This is a genomic window from Haloarcula sp. Atlit-47R (assembly GCF_003665985.1).
GTDB lineage: Archaea > Halobacteriota > Halobacteria > Halobacteriales > Haloarculaceae > Haloarcula > Haloarcula taiwanensis.
This window is the reverse complement of sequence record NZ_QPLQ01000004.1, coordinates 239257-260111: the sequence shown is the minus strand read 5'-3', so window position 1 is coordinate 260111 and position 20855 is coordinate 239257. Positions and strand designations below refer to the sequence as shown.

The following is a 20855-nucleotide window of genomic DNA, read 5'->3' as shown; positions in this document are numbered from 1 at the left end:
CTAGAGGTTGTACTGTTCGCGGACGGTATCGGCCAGTCCCCGTTCTTCGAGGAGGGACATCGGGGCGAGCATCGAGAGCTGTACGACGCCGGGCAGTCGGGCGATCTCGACACCGCCAGTGAACGTGCATCTCGCTCGGACCTCTCCCTCTGACATATCGAAGAGCGTCCCAGCCCGTGCGAACGCGTTCTCGGTGGCGTCGTTGATCGTGGCACCGGACCCGATTATCTGGAGCGGCGCTGCATCGACGACGTCGTCGACGTGGTGGTCGGCGGCGAGGGCCTCACCCGCCTCCCGCTCGGCGTCCGTGTACGGCTTGGCGATATCCGGCAGGTCCGACTCGTTCGGGAGCAGGAGCGGGCCGTCGATATCGAGATCTTTGATAACGCTCACTTCGAGCTCGGTGCGACCGCTCACGTCGGTTGTGTGAAGCGAGAGCTCGCCGTCGCCCTGGTTGGCGTGCAAGTCACCGACGTAGAGCCCCGCGCCGTCGATCTCGACGGGGCAGATGAGCGTCGCTCCCGGGCGGACGTCGTTCGAGTCTAGATGACCGTCCGTCCGGGCGTCCAGCGCTGCTTCGTCGGCGAGGCCCCAGTCGTGGTCGGCCCCGATGAGGAACTGGCCGAAGTCACCGGCATTGTGTGAATCGGGGAACTCTACCGACGGTGTCGTCCCGATGTTCCCGATGAACGGGCGGAGGTGGCCGAGCGTTCCCGGGATTTCGTCGGGCTTGTACAACAGAATCGGGTGTTGCCGGGAGTTGTCGGGCAGCGCCATCGCCTCGTCGGCGCGCTCTGCGAGGTCCGCAGCACCATCGGGGCCGACGGTGAGCCCAACGGAGCGGTCCTCGTCGAAGGCAACGGTGTAGCCGAACTCGAAGCCAAAAGACGAAGCGTTGGCCCCACAGTCCGCACATCGAATCGCGTCTTCGCCGGTGCCCTCGACGACGCTGTCGGGCCACTCGGTCCCACACTCCGGGCACCGATGGTCGACGAACGGGTCGCTCCCGAAGGCGTCCTCGCGTTCGGCCATGCTGCCCGTGCTTGTCGCGACACTCGTCACCTCGACGTCCTTGATCTGGACGACGAGCGCGTCACCGGGTTCAGCGTTCTCGACTCGGATCGGTCGCGTTACCTCGTGGCCGCCGCGGAACTCGGGGGTAATCATCGGGCCCCAGCACGCAGGGGGCGTATGTGTGCGAACGGTCCCGCCATCGGCGACTGTGCCCGCCCATTCTTGCTCCGGCCCAACGAGCCCCAGTGTAAACCGGTCGACATCGAGCTCTTGCTGGATTTGCTCTGACATACATTCTCAAGCACGGTCTACGGGAGAATAAATCATAGCGTGGATCGAACCGTTCTAGTCGTCGCCCTGCACAAGTGGAAGTCCGCCACGATGCGTGCCTCAGTTCCACCGCCAAGTCCCACCGACGAACCCATCTGTGTCACAACTGGGCGTTGGATGTCCGTTTATTACCCGTCAAGCAAGGTTCGCTTCACGCGCACCGCTGACATCACACCAGGTCGGCCGAGGATCGCGGCCAGCGTCTCGATTATCCTCGGAAACTTTTGTTTCCGCTCATAGTAGGCAGATTTAATAAAACACTGTATCGCTTTCGCTGACCAGATCTGTTCGTCAAGCCAGTTCCGTCCCTGACGCTCGTACCACTCTGCAAGGAGGTCTCGACGTATCTCTGGATACTGATTGTATATGTCTTTTTGATGACGAATGTTCTGTAGTATTTTTTTAAACCTCCGTTTTCCGGTCCATAACTTGTTTCCTTCTTGACGATAGAACGTCAGACACTCGTCGACGTAGTCGGCTTTCGTCCGCTTCGCGAGCTCTATTTTGAGGTCTGTGTCGCCCAGTTCGATGTCCAAGTCGTCTTCCTCACCCATCCCAGCCATTGGGAGGCAATCACACAGTACTTCTCGTTCCATCAACATCGAGCCTGTCCACATGGGAAACGTCTGGAACCGGAGCGCTGGTTCCAGAAAATGGCCTGACACCTCCTGTTTTGGGTAAAAATCCCCCTCATCACCACGGACTACGCCGCAGTACGAAACACCGACCTCCGGGTTCTGGTCGAGAACGTTCGCTGTTTTTGTCAGTTTCGTCTCGTAGAGGTAGTCGTCGTCGTCCAGAAACTGGATGTACTCGCCGGTCGACTGCTCGATTCCAGTCGTGTAGGCTGCCTGCCACCCCTCGTTCTCCTCTTTTATTATCGGCTTGTCTATCACCTCGTCGTACTCTGCAAGCACCGGTTCGGCGTACCCTTCGCCCGAGTCATCAACTACGATCAGCTCGACGGGTTCGTAATCCTGTCGGGCCACGCTTTCGATCGCTGTGGGGAGGAGGTCATTTCGGTAGTGAGTGGGGATAATCACCGATATTTTTCTGCCCATGCGAAGTGTATTCTGAGTGAATATTTTTTGTTAAGAGGTGTATACAGACGTTGGGCGATACGTTACAGCGCTGCTGTTTGATACTGGATCCCCGATCGGATCATTCTGAAAGTCTGGTCGTCCCTTTGCCGCTGAGTCTCACCTCTCCGCTATGAGCACCCGGTACAAACGCAGAGATACCCAGGAAGCGCCGTGACCACGTCGCGCAAATTCATTTGCGAGTCCCTCTCGGAATATCCGCTTAACAACGGGTACTCTCCATTACAGTCAGTCAAATCACACAAACCCGTACGTAGAACCGCTGCTGGTGGAATTGTCCTCCCTCACAGCTGAAAATACAGTAGTAAGCTTATAACAAGGGAAGCAGATCGTCCTTTTTCACTATATCAATGTGCAGATGGCAATCGTTGGCGTGTACTGGCCGAACCGCTGTAGCCAAAGATGGCACAGTCTGTTCCAACGGTCCCGAGGATAACAATTGAATAGATGACCGACAGAAACTCAGACACCATTTCACGGCAGGAGAAACTTGACGCGCTTCTCTATGCGGCCCGATATGCCCCAAAATTCACTGTGATGATCGTCGGGCTCGGTCTGGTAACGGCCGTATTAGAAGGCGTCGGACTGACGTTTATCATCCCTATCATTGAACTCATGCAGTCATCAGAACCGGTGACACAGGCTGATGGCATAGCGGGTATTTTCTTCACCGTTTATCAGACACTCGGGATTCCGTTCACGATCGAGTACGTCATTGGCGGAGTGGCGTTAGCGACCTGTCTGCGCTATACGTCGTCGTTTCTCCTCACGTGGCTACGCGATGTACTCCAGCTTTCCTACGAGCGCCACATCCGCGAGAACCTCTTCGATAGCGCTCTGGAGACGGAGATGGAATTTCTCGACAGAAAGGGGTCGGACAACATCTTGAACGCGATTGTCACCGAGTCGAAAGCAGCCTCAAAAGTCATCAAGCGGTTCGTGAAGCTGTTCGATCTGCTACTACTCACTGTTGCCTATCTCGCTCTCGCAACGTGGATCTCACCGCAACTCACAGCATTTGCTATTTTTATCATCGGTGGTGTGGGACTCGGTCTGCGACATCTCATCGGCTCAGGATACGATCTGGGTGATCGCGTTGCAGCGGCAAACGAGCGGATGCAACAAGTGGTTCAGGCCGGCATGATTGGCATTCGAGACATCCGAGTTTTCAATCTCGAAACAGAAATCTATGACGAGTATGAGGACGCCCTCGAAGAGTACACGCGTTCGAAAGTCGCGAACCGCCGGAATCGGGCAGCGATCAAGAAGTCACAGAATCTCGTCGTCTCCGTACTCATCTTCGCACTTATTTATGTGGCCCTGACATTCACCAATCTCTCGTTCGGTGAACTCGGCCTGTTCTTGTTTCTCATGTTTCAGCTCGGTCCCAAAGCAAGCGGGATTAACAAGCGGTTCTACAAAGTCGAAGAGAACCTTCCCCATCTGGTTCGGACACAGTCATTCATGCGGGATCTCGAAGAGTGGGAAGAACCGGACACCGGAGGGCAACCGACCCCGAAAGAGGTCGAAACAGTCGAGTTCGACGATGTCACGTTCTCATATACGGACGACGAGGTCGTTCTTCGGGAGGTCGATTTCGAACTCAAGAAAGGCGAGTTCGTCGCCTTCGTTGGACAGTCCGGTGCCGGGAAGTCGACAATAGTCTCCCTGTTGGCTCGCTACTATGAGCCAGACAGCGGTCAGATACGTGCAAATGGGAGCCCAATCGGCCAAATGGATATCAGCGAGTGGCGTGACCGAATCTCGATAGTCCGCCAGAACCCGTATATGTTCAACGACACGCTTCGACATAACCTCACCGTCGGCAATCGGGATGCGACGGACGCTGAGATCAAACGGGCTTGCGAAATCGCGAAGGTGGACCAGTTCATCACGGACCTCCCGAACGGACTCGATTCTCAACTCGGTGACGACGGTGTCCGCTTGTCGGGCGGGCAGAAACAGCGCGTCGCTCTTGCGCGAGCGATTCTGAAAGACGCGGACCTGTTAATTCTAGACGAAGCAACGAGCGACCTGGATTCGAACCTTGAGAAGGAAGTGCAGGCGGCAATCGAAGCGATGGAGCGAGATTATGCGATTATCGCTATCGCTCATCGCCTTTCGACTGTCGAGAATGCTGATCGGATCTATACGATGGAAGACGGATGGATTTCCGAGTGTGGCGGTCACGACGAACTGGTTGAAAGTGAAGGGAAATACGCTGAATTGTATGCGATACAGTCAGGTGGGTAACTGGACTGTACTCGGTGTTACCGCAGACACAGCTCAAGAAAGCTATCGCTGGTACTTCTCTATCCTAGTGTCAAACTGGATGCTGAAACTACTCACTGGCATCGCTTCGTCTAAGTATCACGTGCGATGATACGCAGAACAGATTCCACCTTTTGATCTCGGCTCACCAGGCGGGCATTTAGACTCCACTCTCACGGAATATGAACACAACCTTACAATCGCAAGTTGCTGCCCCAGACTTGTAGCTGATCCGGAAAATAAACAATAGGAACTCTATCTGGCTGCAAGACGGGGTCAGGCATCACGAATAACACTGATTCTGACTTTCGAAAAACCGTAGCAGCATACCCGAATCACCTATCCAAAATACTGGTAAAAACTCTCTACCACCAGTTAGGCAGCTTATCGCTAAGTGATGCGTAGAAGTGTATACTACCATGACCAAACTGCAGAGGTACATACCGGACATCTGGAGGTCAAACCAATTGATTGCCTCACAATATCAATATACAAATGATGGGATTTTTGACGGTATCGTGAACAAGTATTTCGACACGGTTTCACCGAGTGGCTTTGATTTGATGGCCGAGGACTGGGATAATTGCTATCTTCTTGATGCCTGCCGATACGATATGTTTGCGGATCTGCAGCCTTTTGAAGGGCAATTGAAACGGCGGCTATCCCAGGCGTCTAGTACACCCGGTTTCCTTGAGGCGCACTTCTCTGCGGGAAGATATTACGACACAGTGTACGTAACCGCCAATCCGATGCACTCAGTTGACGAGTGGTGTACCGTCGAACTCGACACTGTTTTTCATTCTGTCATCAACGTGTGGGAGACAGAGTGGGATGAGGACATCGGAACAGTGCCCCCAGAAGACATGGTAGCTGCTGTTAAAGAGGCCAGAAAAACGTATCCGAACAAGCGGATACTCGCACATTTTATTCAGCCTCATCATCCATTTATCGGCCCAACAGGCAGAGAAATGGTTGATTCCGGAATGCAAGGTCGGGAGAAAGCGAAAGGAGCAGACGTTGGTAATTCAGCGGATGATGAACAGAAAATCTGGGCACGGCTGAGACAGGGAGATGTCTCAGAACAACGTGTCTGGGAAGCGTATCGGGAAAACCTCAAACTGCTGTTCCCACATCTTCGAGAACTGCTTGACACTGTTGATGGCAAAACAGTGGTCACGTCAGATCATGGGAACCTAGTTGCAGACTGGTTGTGGCCGTTCCCCGTACGAGAATATGGGCATCCCGGAGAACTTCGTGTCCCAGAACTCATTGAAGTACCGTGGTTGGTTTTCGATGCCGATGAGCGGATATCAATTCAATCGGACCGTCCACTTGAGTCCGGCGTCGAACACGGCTCTACCGAGATCCGCGACCGGTTGTCTGACCTCGGATATCATTCGTAGTCTTGTGATGGTCTCAGCCTGATGTTGCGTGGCTTTCTTTTCGGTACCAAGTGTAACGAGTCGTCTGGCTGCTATGCCACACAGATTATCATCTCTTCCCAGCTACACACGCTACAGAAACGAAGTAAACCCCTCTGTAAAGCCAATCGAATCGCAGGGACTTCGTTTCAGCATGGTTCCGATGAAATCGTAGCACAGAGCTGTAAATCATATCTCCATCATCACATCACTAATATTTCACTTCCTCAGTCCATATCTGAATCAGTTGAATTATAAAGCTCATACCAATACAGGCCCCGTTCTACCGGCATGATTGTAGCGGATACAACTGAGGAAAATGAAGCGACCACAGCAGTCAGCCGACATGGCTCCCGAGCAGAATGGTACGACCACGGTCCCTACTCTCGGGTTCGGTACCTACCGAACCGGAGGGTACAAATGCTACAACGCGGTTAAGAATGCGCTTGATTGTGGGTACACGCATATCGACACTGCGATGGCATACGAAAACGAAGCGGCCGTCGGTCGCGCAATCGAACAATCCAGCGTTGACCGCGAAGACATCTTCTTGACGACGAAAATCAAGGGATATCCCGAAATGGTCGAGTATGAACGCTTGATAGAGGCCGCGAAGGGATGTCTCGAACGGCTGGGAACGGAGTATCTGGATCTGTTATTGGTCCACTGGTGGAATCCGCTGGCCGATATGGAAGAAACAGTCAACGCGCTCAACACACTCGTCGATGACGGGTTGGTCAATCAGATCGGGGTGAGTAACTTTTCTATCAAGGAGCTCAAGCAGGCGATGCGACTTTCGGACGCTCCTATTGCGACGAATCAGATTGAATACCATCCTTACTGGGGTGACGAGGAACTCGTCAGATTTTGCCAGGACAACGATGTCACAGTTACCGCATATAGTCCGCTTGCGGAGGGGCGAGCTGTTGAAGACGATGTCTTGCGTTCGATTGGAGATCGATACGGCAAATCGGCAGCGCAGGTATCTATCCGGTGGCTGATACAACAGGAGAATGTTGTCACGATTCCGAAAGCGGCGACGCCGAAACACATAGAAGCGAACATTGACGTTTTTGACTTCGAACTCACTGACCGCGACATGCAGCGGATCAGGAAACTTGAGCCGCCGTTCTGGTACAGAGAAAACCGCGAAGGCGGATCGATATACGAGGCTCGCAGTGTTCTGGGAAATTTCGTACCGGACAGTCTCTACAATCGGATTGCCTGAGCTTCTTTCCAAACCATTGAATGGACTCTCGGCAACTGAGAGGGAAACGCGTGTGACAACTGACTCCCGGAAGACAATGCGGGTTCTGTTCGGTCTTCCGAAAGGCGTTTGCCGTCTAACTCAGCGGATCAGCAATCTGTCTCAGTCTAGCATTCCGATTCGGTCCGCGGTGAAGCCGAACACGTCCTCGTAGCCGTAGGCTGAGAGCAACACCGGGTGGAAGGGCTCCTCTGCGACGACGGTTTCGTCGTCGGCTGCTGCCACAGGGTCGCCTTCGGGTACCGGCTCGAAGTTCCTGACGAACACTTCGTACTGCTCGGCCGCTGCCTTCGGAATCGGCTCGCCGAGCTGGAACACTGGCAGTGACGTCTCTCGCTGTGGGGGAGACTCAGCGGTAACGCCGGTCGCAGCGAGGAACTCCCGGATGACCTGCGCTGCGTTCTCGGCGGCTTCAGCAGAGCCCTGATAGCCACACTCGACTTCGAGAACAGAGTCGACTGTTGCGATCATTCGGCCCTCGTTTGCGCCCTTCGTCTGTACGACGGCGTCTACGGAAAGCACACTGCAGAGGGCTTCCATCTCCGGCGTGAGCTCGTCGACGAGGGCGAACATCCCGTCGTAGGACTGCGTGGAGTGCAGCGAAAGGACGGTGCAGTCACGGAGTTCAGACGTAATAGTTGCGGCTAACCGTGCTTCGCGAGACTCGCTGTCGGCGTCGCCGGGGAACGAGCGGTTGAGGTCAGTATCGAGATACCGCTTGTTTGCCTCGAGGGCGGCTTCGTTCGCGATAATAAACTTGACAGGTCGCTCGACCGCAGGCGGGTCGGCAAGGACGGTTTCGATCCCGTCTCGGCCACACGGTTCGTCGCCGTGGATGCTTCCCACGACGGCCACCTCTGGATCCCCGTCTCCCAGTTGCTCGATTCGCATCTACCCGTGCTAACACTTCCAGCCTTTAGAATTATCCGGATTCAGTCAGTGTTCGAGCGACTCCGCGAACTCGATGTCCTCCGGGCGACACGTCGGGTACTCGCCGTCGAATCGGATCTGCCATCCATGGAGTGCCGACGGGTCCGACAGTGCGTTCGTTACTGTGGTGCGCACGTCCAGTAAATCGACGCCGTAGTAGTCGTTGGGGACGCCACGGAAGTACTGCAGCGACGTGCGAAACAGCGACCGCATCCCGTCGTCGTCCTCGAAGTCGAAGTGCTTGTACGCGCCGGCGGCGACCTGCACCATCCCGTGGAGGAATTTGCTTTCCGTGCTCCCACGGCCGTAGTTGTACCACTCGTCCTCGAAGCAGTCGTGTGATTCGTGGAACTCCCCGGAGTTGTACAGGCGGACGCCGTGGACCACGGCCCGTCTGAGCGTCTCGTGTTCCCACTGGCCGTCGGTTCGCCATCCCGATGGGTTCCCGTCAGGGGCCTCGACGGTCGGGTCACGCGTGTGGTCGTCCATGCCCCCACTACTGGTTCAGGGCGGGTCAAACCACCGGTTCTGTCGGTTACGTGAGGTCCTCGAATGTGGTGTACACCTGCTCGCGCGACAGCACCCGCGCTCAGTATGTCTGATTGTCACTACCGTCTGGACCCGAGTCGCTTCCGTACGACATTTATACCGCACCACCGTGTGTACCGTAATGCAATACACGTGCGAGGGTAGCCAAGCCAGGAAACGGCGGCGGACTCAAGATCCGCTCCCGTAGGGGTCCAAGGGTTCAAATCCCTTCCCTCGCACTGTTGGACCGACACGGTCCCTCACAAACAGTGAGCGGCCATCGTCACGGTCGCGAGTACGCCGCCGACCCCGGTGGTATCTCGCGGAACAGACGAGGGCCGATCGGTGCTGGAAGACTCGCACGGAGCGATCTTCCCTCGCAATTCTCCGACCCGATGTGACAGAGATGTCTATCTGCGATGAGGATCGCCGTGCTCTGGTTCCGCTGTGCGGTCGTCCTGACTGGACTCTAACTCCGGTTGTCACGTGGTAAACGACGAGGCTTTCGCCTCGGATTTTCTGTAGTTATAGCAGCAGATGCAGTTACAGGTACGATGTTATTATATAGACTGTTTACCACTGGTTAGCTATCATCTTATTACTTGATACTTATCAAAAAGAAATAATTGAAACAATACAGTCAGTTTAATTCCAGTTTGTGCATTGTATGCTTCCAGAGAGGTGTCTTGGGCTACCCAAATAGTATCATTGCACAAGAAATATACCAAAGCCTTCAGTAATATTTCAGTAATGGTAAAAACGCCAATAGTAAAACCGACTGTCGTCTTCGTAATGGCAGTCGCACTCGTGTTGGCTGGTCCGTTATCAGTGATGTCCACTGTCGGGGCAACTCCTGTCGCCGAGAGTCAATCGATCTCGGTAACCGAAAACGTCGACGTGTGGGAACGGTCTCCACTCACGCTCCGAACGACATCAGAAGGGCCGACCACGATAGTGGCACCGCGGACGTTCATCAACGTTGAATCGGCTGCAACCGGCAACCTACCGCTTAACAAACGGACGGTGACGATCCACGAGCGCAACGAGTCGATCAACATGTCCTTCGAACCACGGATCGGTGCCGGAACGCGGTCGCTCGCCGGCGACGAGGCGCAACTGCTCGCTGTCAAACTTGATCAAGTACCAGCTACGGCAGGGATAAACGCCAGCAACATCTCTACCGCGTCCCTCGGGGATGTCTTTGAAAACAACTCCGACACCACGTCGTCGGAACTGCTTGATGACGCGGACGGCGTCGGCACGATAGACGAGAACGGCGATCTGAATGCGTCCTACACCCCTGAATCGGGCGGTGCATACGGCTTCGTTCTGGTGACTGTCGACGAGGGTGACGAGGGCCTGTCGGTGTCGGACGGCAACGTCTCCGTCAACGGGACCGTGACTGTCGTCGGTGTCGAGCAAGCGATTGTACAGGACAACGCTTCGACCGTCGAGCCGACTCAGAATCCGGTCAATCCAGGTGACAACGTTACGCTAGATATCGACACCGAGATGGAGGACGAAAACGCCACGCACGCAGTGATGCTGGTGAGGCGAGGCGAACTTCAGCGGCAGTCGAGCACGGTGACCGTGTCTGGCGAGCTAAATGAGAGCTTCAGTCAGGACCAGATCACTGTGGAAAATTCCTTTGACAACGTCAGCGGTGTTGCGACAGTCGGCGACAACACCAGTCTCGCAGGTATCAACCTCTCCGAAAACCAGTCGCTACCCGCAATCGGGTTACAGGGTATATTCGGCGTGGTGGTTTCTGAAGCTGAATCAGATGCCGACGGCGACGTTATCCACGCTTCAGCAACGGTCGTCAGCGCTGACTCTGACGCCAATGTAACGGTACAGACGCTGGATTCCTGGCCAAACGGCGCATACCAGTACGTCCACGTCGCAGTTGGTAATGAAACTGGCACCATCAACTCGGACACCGGTACAGTGACAGTGAGTCCGGGTGGCGGCTCTGACAACGGTGGGACGGGCAACGGCAATGGTCCGGGCAACGGCGGCGGGCCCCCAGATAACGCTGGTGGACCGAATAGCACTGGTGATGACGACGAAGACGGCGCAGAATAACTGATCGGCGGTGCCGAACAAGGCACACATTCCGTCACCGAACGTCACTGAACATACCGGTCCCACGGCGATATAGTGCCAACCTGATACCGCGAACTGGTGCGCTGTCAGTTGGACGGCGTCGAACAGTCACTTTTCTGGTACCCCTACCGGGTAAACAGGCACGTACCGAGACACAGATTCAGCGTTCGCATACTATAACTTTGAACGGTGTCTACATGTCTTCCAACCTTCATATGACACCGTGTATCGTCGAATGTCACTGCATAAGAATTATACCGTGCCCTTTCGAAAAAATTCAGTAATGTATAAAACACCAAACGGGAAACACACTGTAATTTGTGCGATTACAGTGCTGCTGGTGTTAGCCGCTCCCATGTCGGTAACATCAGCAGCGGCAACGCCAGTGGATGACGGACAAACGACGGCAGTGACGGAAAACGTAGATGTCTGGGAGCGGTCACTGCTCCCGCTTCGGACATCCTCTACCGGCCCCACGGCGATAGCCGCTCCACAGACGTACATCAACATTGAGTCCGCCCAGACCGGTGACGTCCCCCTCAACAGGGAAGAGTACACGATTCACCAGGCAGGCGAATCAGTTGATCTCACGTTCGAATCAACGACAGGGGCTGGAACCACGGGACTTGCCGGCGACGAGGCGCAACTGCTCGCTGTCCGTCTCTCTGAGGACCCAACTGCGGCCGGGTTTAGTGAAGGCAGCGTCAGAACCGATCTAGCTGATATCTTTACGAATGACTCCAACGCTAACTCTGTCGAACTGCTAGACGATGCCGAGGGGGTCGACTCGATAGATGACAACGGTGTGCTCGAAACCTCCTACACACCTGACTCGGGTGGCGCGTACGGCTTCATTCTGGTCACTGTCGATGACGGGCAGGGCCTGTCCGTTTCGGATAACAACGTCTCGGCCGATGGAAACGTGACCGTTGTCGGCGTCGAACAGACGCTGGTTCAGGAAAGCCCAGCCACAGTCAATGCGACCGCCAACGATGTCGCTGCTGGTGACAACGTGTCGCTCGATATCGAGACCGGACTGGACGATGACTCTGTCACGCACGCCGTGTTGTTGTTCGACGAGGACGAACTCCAACAGCGAACGAGCACCGTTCGCGTGACCGGCGACATCGATGAGAACTTCTCGGAAGAGCAGGTCACGGTCGAGAATTCCTTTGATGGCGTCAACGGCGTCTCGTCGGCCGATGATGACGCCACCCTCCCCGTTGGGGACTCGACGGCAGCGGGAGCGATGCCGTCTGCGGGGCTAGTCGGTCTGTTCGGATTCGTTCTCTCCGAAGCATCACCAGAGCCGACCGGTGACGACGTGTTGCATGCCTCGGCGACGACGGTGTCCGACGCCTCCGATACCACTGTCGATGTCGAAACACTGGACTCCTGGCCAAACGGGACCTACACATACGTTCACATCGCCGTTGGCGAGGACTCCAACGAAATCAACTCCGCCACCGGGACAATCACACTGTCGCAGTCGAATGAAACCGATGGCGACGACGGCGATAACAGTGGCGGTGGTGACGACGGCGATAACAGTGGCGGTGGCGACGACGGCGATAACAGTGGCGGTGGCGACGACGGCGATAACAGTGGCGGTGGCGACGACGGCGACAACAGTGGCGGTGGCGACGACGGCGACAACAGTGGCGGTGGCGACGACGGGAGTGACGATAGCGATAGCGGAGACGACAACTCCGATAGTGAGGACACTGAGGACGAACCGACGACCGATACTGAGGACCAGACTACCACGGACGACAGCACCGAAACAGAAGACGACGATGAGCAGACGGAAACGGCCACGACCGCAGGTGGTGGTGGTGCCCAGCAACCCGACGACACGGCAACAGCTGGCACCGAGGGTTCGGTCGAGACCACGAGTTCGAGCGGTCCCGGTTTCACCGTACTTGTCGCGGTGCTAGCACTGCTAGGTGCCGGATTCCTGGCACGCCGGGAGTAACGAACCCTCACAGTTTACCGGCGGTTTTGTCTATTCTCTGGCACGGCTCTCTTCCTGCGGTGTCCCCACCGAGGGCACGAGTCATTGCATTATCCGGTCACCAGCGGCTGCTGATACAATATTGCTGTAAGGGGTAATTTTATATTATTTTACAAATAACATGTGTCTGTAAGGTACACACAATGGGGGACTACGCAAAGCCATCTCGTGCGGCGAAACTCAAGTGCATCACGTGCAATTCACCGGTCGTACGCACTGTTGACGAGGAGTACATCTGTGTCAACTGCGGCGAAGCGCCGATCGAACCCGTGGCCCCATCCTAAGACGGTCGCTGTCCTTTTGCCCGTAGCGTTGGGAACGGCAGCGACAATATCTGACTGACAACTTGCCTTCCGTCGCCGGAGAGCCGCCATTCTGGCAGGCGACGACTGTTGAACGAAGTGTTATCGCGGTGGCACTCCGGCGGGGAACCGGTCGTCTCTTCGGTATACCGTCACGAGACTGTAGCTGACGGCCAGTCCGAAGACGGCCACAGGGACAGCAAACGAGAGCAGACTGTCGGGTGAATGCGCCGCAAACGACGGCGTTTTATCTGGGTTCGCCGCCAACAGCGGCCAGAACAGGTTCGGGAAGAAGTAGTACTCTGTCCCGAGCCGCACGATGGGGTAGAAGTCGCCGGCGATGTGTGAGAGGTAGCCGGCCGAAAACACCACAGCGTACCGCACATAGCCACAACGTGCAGCCAGCAGCACAACAATGGTGAGGATGGGTAGCGAGACGACCAGCGAATGGGCCAGCATTCGCCCGCTCGGAAGGATAGCGAACGTCCACGCGAGCGGTTTATCGATTACGTCCGGGAGTTGCGTCGCGACAAGCAAGAGGAGTACCATCGGCCCGGACGGGAGGCGACGCCACCGGGCCACCGTATACACTGTCAACGGGATGGCTGCGAGGAGGAAGTGGCCTGCGGGGTACACCGTGAAGCGAACGGTCCGGGAAAATAAAAGCTGTTCGCCGGGTTCGGTGTTCAAGCGGCAGGCAGTGGGACAGTCCCGAGTTACATGGGTTCTACGAGAACACGGGTTAGCCGGTTACGTTCACCCAGAGATGGACTTCCCGGTATGCGGTCGACTGGTCCACGGTGGCAGGCGGTGAGCCACGGTACAGCAGGTACTGGAGCCGAAGCCTGTCGCCAGTCATCCCGGGAGTCACCTCGTGTTGGCGCTGCCAGGTCTCGTTGTGACCTAGCGTCGGCTGGAAGCGTCGCAGTTCCGACCGCTCCCGGACCTGCGTCTCGTTGCCGACGCGCTCGACGCGCTGTAACTCGGCGACAACGGTGTACTCTGTCCGTTCGTGTTCCTGATTGCCGATACCGACAATCAGCGAGCGGCCCTCGCCCTGGCGAAACTCCGTCGGATAGCCGTCAGCGACGAGTTCGCCGTCTTCGTCCTCTGTCAGCAGGTAGAACTCACTGAACCGCTCGCCGTCTTTCGGCACCGTAATGGCATATCCGACGCTGGCGGCCGCAAGCAGGATGCTCAGGACCAGCAGGACGTTCAGGACTGCGTCTGTCCGTGAAGCCGGCGAGAACAGTTCATCACGGCCGGCACTGAGCCACGTACGGTACGGGACGCGAAACCGTTCGTCAGCGGGCAATGCCCAGCGTCGAACAGCCGCGACAGCAGTCAACACGAGCGTCAGTCCGCTGAGCGAGACGAGAATCGGAAGCAGGCGGATGCCCCACGGCGTGAAGTTCAACACCAGACCGACCAGCGGAACGAGCGCGATGCTGAGGCCGAATGAGAGTGCAGTCCGTTCGATAGCGTCAATTCCGTCGGCTTGTGGATTCGTACCGTTCTCCTCATCAGCCGTCGGGCCGCTTCCGGCCTCCGGGAACAGCGCCGCGATGAACGCATAGCCGGGAATGAAGAGGACGAACACGAGTCCTGCGACGATGCGGGCTGGGGTGTCGGAGACGACCGGCAGGAGGGCAGCTAGGTTCGTCAGAATCACCACGCCGATAACGCCTGCTAGATCGGCCGGAAGGTGGCGGAGTTGGCGCGGCAGCAGTAGTTTCCACGCCCGGGTTTCAGCCATTGACAGTGAGTCATGTCGGCACGGTAAAAAAATAGCTGATTGATTTGCTTTCTGTCGCAGTACCCGACTGGAACGGAGTACAGTGAGCCAACCGAACGCATTTTATCAACCCACCAGAACAACTCGGTGTGTCCCGGAGTCAGGCGTGGGTCGTGTTCGTCACTCTAGCAGTCATAGGATTTATAGCGGGCGCTGGTGGCGTGACAGCGGTGCAAGCGGATGCCGGAGGCTCGACCCTAGACCGCCAAGTGGAGACGCCGACGGACAACAACGAGACGCAACAGGCAAATCCGGATTCAGTGGCGGACGGAGAATACGGCGATGAAACGGCCGCGTGGCTGGCTCGGACGATAGGGGGACGGCTTGAAAACAGCAGCATTGCGCTGTCGAACGACCAGTACGACCAGGCCCGGTCGGTCCTCGGCGACGGCTATGACAGGCGCTTAGAGCAGTACGTCGAAGTCGCTGGAGACACGTCGTCTGATACGGACGACGCCGCTGCGAGGGAGTTCGAGGCCGCGCGCGAGAACCAGCGGAATCTCACGAACGAGGTTCAACGGTATCGGCAACAGTACGCAGCGTATCAGACAGCACGCGACCGTGGCAACGAACGCGAAGCCCGCATTACCGCGCGTGCGATGGAGCGAACAGCATCGAACATCAGCGACAGGAGCCGGCGACTGAACCGGAACTTCGAACAGATCGAGAACGCTACGTCGGTCGACCTCTCCTCAGGACAGAGCGAAATCAATGAGACGACGGAGAACATCACGGCAACGCAAGCGGAGGTCCGTGAGGAAACGCTCGTCGGCACGACGCTCACGGTTCAGGCGATAGACTCAACTGCATCGTTCAGTGACCCTGGGACGATATCCGGTCAGATACGGACGGAGAATGGTTCGGTCATCGCAGACGGAGCGGTCGAACTCAGGATCGGGAACCGGACACAGACTGTGCAGACTGACTCGGATGGTACGTTTGAAACGCAGTACCGTCCGCGCTCGGCCGGACTCGGGTCACAGTCCGTGCGGGTCGAGTACGTTCCGAGAGCAGACTCGGTGTACCTGTTCGACAACGCCACGTTCACGATAGGCGTACAGCAGGTGACGCCGGACGTAACAGGCGAAATTGTGCCGGATACGGTGGGATACGGCGACCGGCTTGACGTCTCGGCGTCTGTGGCAGTCGGTGCGATGGGCGTCGGCAAGATTCCGGTCGAGTTCGTTATGGGTGACACCGTCGTCGCACGGACGACGACTGGGCCGAACGGAACCGCCACAGCACCCGTCCGAGTTCCGGCGTCGGTAAACGACGGCGACCGCCAGGTCGTCGCCCGGATTCCGTACGAACGCCGCGCTATCGCCGGTGTGCAGTCGGAAACCCCTGTTGTCGTGGTCGAGACCCAGACAGACCTCTCAGTGAGCGCATCGCGCACAGATGAGGGCGTCCTCACTCGTGGCCACCTACAGACTGCTGCCGGAAACCCAGTATCGGATCGCCCGGTCCGGATTCAGGTCGGTGATTCTGTGAGTGAAGTCGTCGAAACGAACCAAAACGGCTCGTTTCAGACCGTTCTCGTAGACCTGCAGGCGAACGAGTCAATTACGGTCATCGCTACGTACGACGAACCGAGTTCGAATCTCGGTAACGCGACCGCAACAGCAATGCTGGCCGCAGGGTCGGGTGGTGGCAACCCACCGGTCGGGTCCGATTCGGAGAACGATCTGCTCATCGATACTCTGGTGGCGATACTGTTCGGTTCTGACGAGAGCCCGACAGCCGCCCTCGGAAACGGGATCATCGGATACGGTCTGTTACCCGTCGTTGGTGGTGGAATGGCACTTACAGTCGTCGTCGCATCCTGGTTTGTCGTGTCGCGGTTCAACCAATCTCAGGATACGGACGCGGCTGTACCAGCCGAGGCGGCTGACGTATCAATGACCGAACCAGACCCGTTGGCGGACCCGTCGGACGTATCGAGTCCGACGTTCGAGGAACGCGTCGAAACGCATCTGGACAGCGGAAACTACGACGCCGCAGCAATGGTGGCGTACATCGCTGTCCACGACACGTTAGCGGTGGAAAACGGAATTGACGAGGGGACGACACACTGGGAACTGGTCCAGCGAAGCCGAGAGCATGGCCTCTCTGACGAGTGGATGGCAGATATCGAAACGGTCGTCGAAGCCTTCGAGACGGCGGCGTTCGCACCGACATCGGTCGAGCCGGCACGCGCCGAAGCAGCCGTCGAACGCGCCCGCAAAATCAGATCGAACGGGGCTCCGTGACCGTCCAACCGACGTGTTAGTCTCTGCTGTTGGCTCCAGTCATTTCTGAATATACCGTCGCTCAACCCTCAGAAGCGGAAATAATAATACGAGCATGTCACTTATTGTCAAACCTGATGGTGGCGACCACGCACTCGTGGTTCGTCGGTGCCGGGACGGTCCTGTTGGTCCTGCTTCTCGGGATCGGCGGGTCGCCAGCCGTCGCTTCCGACAGTGCTGGGACTGCGATACAGACCCAGACTGTGAACACGACACTCGACGTGCAGGCCATTCCCGGATCGATTTCCTACACGAATCCGGCTCGCATCAGTGGAACGTTACGGACAGCGAACGGGACGCCTGTTGCGACCGAGCAGGTGAGACTCGAAGTCGAAAACCGAACACGGCTCGTCAGAACCGATGGCAACGGTTCGTTCGCGTTCCAGTACCGGCCCCGGTCGGCACGGACCGGTACCACTGATGTTTCCGTCCGATACATCCCAGACCAGTCCGCGACGTATCGCGGTGACACAGCAACCGCCACTGTCAGCGTAACGCAGGTGACTCCGACGCTCACTCTCGACCGGTCGCCGTCCCGTCTTGCCACCGGCGACGAACTGGTAGTCACAACAGCAGTGCGCGTCAACGGCGCGGGTGTCAGCGATATCCCGATCGAACTACGCATCGGCGGGACGCTGTTCAAACGCGTGGTGACGGGGAGTAACGGGACCGTGAGGACCGTCATCAGGCTGCCGCCCGTGTCGACGGGTGAGCAGACGGTCTCGGCTGTGATTCCGTATGAGGACCGCGCGATTGCGGGCGAGCGTGCCGCCGAGTCGATCACAGTCGAGCCTCGGCCGGTGATGATATCGATGGACGCGACACGCGTTGATGGGGCAATCGCTGTGAACGGGACAGTGCTAACTGGTGACGGACGCGCTGTGCCCGGCCAGTCTGTTCAGTTCTCGACCGAGGGCCAGCAGCAAGGCAGTGCCGAGACGGACGAAAACGGGACCTTCGAGACGCGACTGTCCACAGATGCCCTTCCCGAGGGTGATAGTAGCGTGACTGTCACGGCACGCTTCGACGAGTCCAACACGAATTTTGGGACAGCTGAAGCGTCAGCGACAATCGACCTTTCGGGCGGCGCTGCGACGAGTCCGACGGAGCAACCAGAGAGCGTTCTTCAGGCTCTTGTCTCGGAGGTCCGTTCGTTCTTTACAGTCCCGGTCACCGCTGCGGTAGTGACCGGAGTCATCCTCATGCTCCTCGAAGTCATCGCTCGCCGTCTTGGTCTGTACTCCGATGCTGTCCCCGAGTCCGATGACACAGAGACGACTGTGCCAACTGACGCTGAGAACGTACGGGTCACTGATACGACCGTGGCGACTGACACCGACGAAACCAACGCCTCCGAGTCCGACGACGACACTCCCACATCGGCTAGCCGTCCGACAGACCGCATGGGGCAGGCCATCGCGGCCGGCGAGTACGACTTGGCAGTCACAATGGCATACGAGTCAGTCTCCGACGACCTCCGGGCAACAGCGAGTCTTCAGAACGGGAAGACGCACTGGGAACTGCTCGAATGGTGCGAGGACAGCGCCCTCAGCGCAGATCAGGTCGATACGGTTCGGAGCGTCGTGGCAGCATACGACCGTGCGGCTTTCTCGGCAGACTCGATGGACCGTGCCAGTGCGGAAGTCGCGGTCGAACGCGCTAGGGACTTTCAGGTCGACAGCCTATCATAGATCCCGAGTCGGCTATCGAAATGCGGTAACTATCTTACACCCACCCGCTGTAGGACCCGCCAATGAGTGACGGCCGGACGGGGCGAGTACTGCTCATCGTGGCTGTGCTGGCCGTAGCAGTCGCGGCCCGACTGACGACGCTGCACTGGACACCGTTGCCCTCGACGCTAGACGGATTCGGCTACGTCGCTCTGGCGAGAGACACACTTCGGACGGGGAGCTTTCCGCTCACACGGTTCCGCGCGGACAACATCGTATTTACCGCTGTGCTGACGGTCGTCGGCGCACTCACCGGTGAACGGCCGCTGTACATCGCCCAGCCGGTCGTCGCGGTCACCGGTGCAGCGTCCTGTCTGACCGCGATGGCGCTAGTCAAACGCCTCGCGCAGACGGGTCGCTGGCGTTATTCGCGGACGACGCTGGCGATGGGCGTGGTCGGGATGGGGCTCGCGGTGGAAGGCATCTATCTCCGACGGACCGGACAGACGGACGAGGAGGCGCTGGCGTTCCTCTTGCTCCCGCTGTTTGCGATTGCCGTCCACCGGTTGCTCACGACGGAGCGATACCGACGTCGATGGGGGGCGGTTGTGGTCGTCCTGTTCGCTGTCTTCCCGCTCTTGCATACGTTTAGCTCACTCATCGCTGCGCTGGTGCTGACGGGGGTGTTAGCCGCCCATCTTGCCCGGATTCCGACCCGCCGTGACGCTGTTACTGCCCTCGCTGTCGTCGCGGGCTTCTGGGTGTACATGTGGGGGTACTATCGGATCGCAGAACGCTCGCTTCTGGAGGTCCCGTACGTCGACCGCGTCAGCGCGTATCCGGGCCTGTTCCTGGCCTGGGTCGTCCTCCTCGTGGCGACGCTGGTCTGGTTCCAGCGGACGAGCGCTCGCCTCCAGCGGGTGACGATCGGCGGCGCGGTCGGGCTCTGGTTCCTGACGCTCGGTGCGAACGCGGTACAGACCGTGTTTCCCGGGACACAGACCACGCCGACTGGCCTCCTGATATTAGTCGCAGCCTTCGCCGTTCCGGTTGTGTTTGCGGTCGTCGGCCTGCCGCGTGCGAGCCGCGACCGTCGACTGATCGGCCCGGTCGTACTGGCGTTGCTGCTGGCGCCAATCGTCATCGTGTACTTTTCGCTGACCGCTTCGCTGACGCCGGAGTACTACGGGACAGCGCTTCGCGGACAGACCTTCGTCCATCTCCCTCTGTTCGTCCTCGCCGGCATCGGCGTCGCGTCGGTCGCCTATCGGCGGTCGATGTCACCGGACGGCGGGCTTAGAACGGCACGGACACACAGCCACCGACTCGCAACCGTTGTGACGATCATCGTCGTGGTTGCTGCAGTTGCGACGATGCCCATCGCGTTCGTCAATCTCGACACGCTGGCGTTCCCGACCGGAGCGACCGAATCGCAGTTCGCGGCCGCGACGTTTACTGCGGACCACGTCGACGAGCAGTGGGCGTCCGACCACCCGTTCAGCCGTATCGTCGACTTGTACTATCCGGGTGCGTCCAACGGAACGTACCAGCCGACTGCTCGGTGGCTCGGTGGTGGTGCGGAACCTAACTGCCCGACGCTATCGCGGGCGTCGTGGGGGACGACCGGAGCGCACCTGTTCCCAGCAGGGAGCGAGAAGACCACGCCCGCGGCGCTGGAGGAGTGGCGCTACGAGAACGACGTGGTCTATGACACGCGCGGTCTCGACTCGGTGTACCTCGTTCGGCCTGGCGGGAACCAGACGAGTTGCTGAGCGCACATGGCTTGGCCCCCGTCCCTGTTTCTCCCGGGTATGTAACC

General features: G+C 57.9%; 14 protein-coding genes and 1 tRNA gene. 9 read left to right on the top strand and 6 right to left on the bottom strand.

What is annotated here, in order from left to right; genetic code table 11:
* Both DVK00_RS16025 and DVK00_RS16020 read right to left on the bottom strand, forming a co-directional pair.
* Window positions 1–1305, bottom strand: a complete 1305-nt coding sequence (locus tag DVK00_RS16025; protein ID WP_101350171.1) for an acetamidase/formamidase family protein — start codon at window positions 1303–1305, stop codon at window positions 1–3.
* Window positions 1306–1472: 167 nt separating this feature from the next.
* A complete protein-coding gene (locus DVK00_RS16020; protein ID WP_121578000.1) occupies window positions 1473–2405 on the bottom strand; it encodes a glycosyltransferase family 2 protein in 933 nt (310 codons plus the stop codon).
* 486 nt (window positions 2406–2891) lie between these two features.
* Between DVK00_RS16020 and DVK00_RS16015 the strand changes: the two genes are divergently transcribed.
* From DVK00_RS16015 to DVK00_RS16005, 3 genes are all read left to right on the top strand, one after another.
* Window positions 2892–4697 (top strand): ABC transporter ATP-binding protein, encoded by a 1806-nt coding sequence (locus DVK00_RS16015; RefSeq protein WP_121537457.1) that lies wholly within the window; start codon window positions 2892–2894, stop codon window positions 4695–4697.
* A gap of 437 nt (window positions 4698–5134) precedes the next feature.
* Window positions 5135–6118, top strand: a complete 984-nt coding sequence (locus DVK00_RS16010) for a hypothetical protein (protein WP_121577999.1) — start codon at window positions 5135–5137, stop codon at window positions 6116–6118.
* Window positions 6119–6455: 337 nt separating this feature from the next.
* Complete coding sequence (locus tag DVK00_RS16005; protein ID WP_101350167.1) at window positions 6456–7364, top strand: aldo/keto reductase; 909 nt, start codon at window positions 6456–6458, stop codon at window positions 7362–7364.
* Window positions 7365–7505: 141 nt separating this feature from the next.
* On the opposite strand, the gene DVK00_RS16000 is transcribed toward DVK00_RS16005, so the two are convergent.
* Both DVK00_RS16000 and DVK00_RS15995 read right to left on the bottom strand, forming a co-directional pair.
* Window positions 7506–8294 (bottom strand): succinylglutamate desuccinylase/aspartoacylase family protein, encoded by a 789-nt coding sequence (locus DVK00_RS16000; RefSeq protein WP_121512232.1) that lies wholly within the window; start codon window positions 8292–8294, stop codon window positions 7506–7508.
* Between the two features lie 45 nt (window positions 8295–8339).
* Window positions 8340–8822, bottom strand: coding sequence for a DUF309 domain-containing protein (locus DVK00_RS15995; protein ID WP_101350166.1), 483 nt, complete (start codon window positions 8820–8822; stop codon window positions 8340–8342).
* Window positions 8823–9016: 194 nt separating this feature from the next.
* On the opposite strand from DVK00_RS15995, the gene DVK00_RS15990 reads away from it, so the two are divergent.
* The 3 genes from DVK00_RS15990 (at window position 9017) to DVK00_RS15980 (ending at window position 12942) form a co-directional block, all read left to right on the top strand.
* Window positions 9017–9100, top strand: a tRNA-Leu gene (locus DVK00_RS15990).
* 553 nt (window positions 9101–9653) lie between these two features.
* Complete coding sequence (locus tag DVK00_RS15985) at window positions 9654–10946, top strand: PGF-CTERM sorting domain-containing protein (RefSeq protein ID WP_199722473.1); 1293 nt, start codon at window positions 9654–9656, stop codon at window positions 10944–10946.
* Window positions 10947–11322: 376 nt separating this feature from the next.
* Window positions 11323–12942: a PGF-CTERM sorting domain-containing protein gene (locus tag DVK00_RS15980; protein WP_233560821.1), complete on the top strand. Its 1620-nt coding sequence runs from the start codon at window positions 11323–11325 to the stop codon at window positions 12940–12942.
* Between the two features lie 443 nt (window positions 12943–13385).
* Here DVK00_RS15980 and DVK00_RS15975 read toward each other — a convergent pair whose 3' ends face one another.
* Both DVK00_RS15975 and DVK00_RS15970 read right to left on the bottom strand, forming a co-directional pair.
* On the bottom strand, window positions 13386–13919 hold the full coding sequence (locus DVK00_RS15975) for a metal-dependent hydrolase (protein ID WP_232794452.1): 534 nt from the start codon (window positions 13917–13919) through the stop codon (window positions 13386–13388).
* 106 nt (window positions 13920–14025) lie between these two features.
* Entirely contained in the window at window positions 14026–15039 is a 1014-nt protein-coding gene (locus DVK00_RS15970; protein ID WP_121577997.1) for a DUF1616 domain-containing protein, read from the bottom strand.
* 209 nt (window positions 15040–15248) lie between these two features.
* Here DVK00_RS15970 and DVK00_RS15965 point away from each other — a divergent pair, with 209 nt between their 5' ends.
* The 3 genes from DVK00_RS15965 to DVK00_RS15955 all read left to right on the top strand — a co-directional run bounded on the left by DVK00_RS15965 (window position 15249) and on the right by DVK00_RS15955 (window position 20808).
* On the top strand, window positions 15249–17327 hold the full coding sequence (locus tag DVK00_RS15965) for a hypothetical protein (RefSeq protein ID WP_121577996.1): 2079 nt from the start codon (window positions 15249–15251) through the stop codon (window positions 17325–17327).
* A 116-nt stretch (window positions 17328–17443) separates the two neighbouring features.
* Entirely contained in the window at window positions 17444–19057 is a 1614-nt protein-coding gene (locus DVK00_RS15960) for a hypothetical protein (RefSeq protein ID WP_121577995.1), read from the top strand.
* A gap of 62 nt (window positions 19058–19119) precedes the next feature.
* Window positions 19120–20808, top strand: coding sequence for a sodium:phosphate symporter (locus tag DVK00_RS15955; protein WP_121512235.1), 1689 nt, complete (start codon window positions 19120–19122; stop codon window positions 20806–20808).
* Window positions 20809–20855 lie beyond the last annotated feature (47 nt).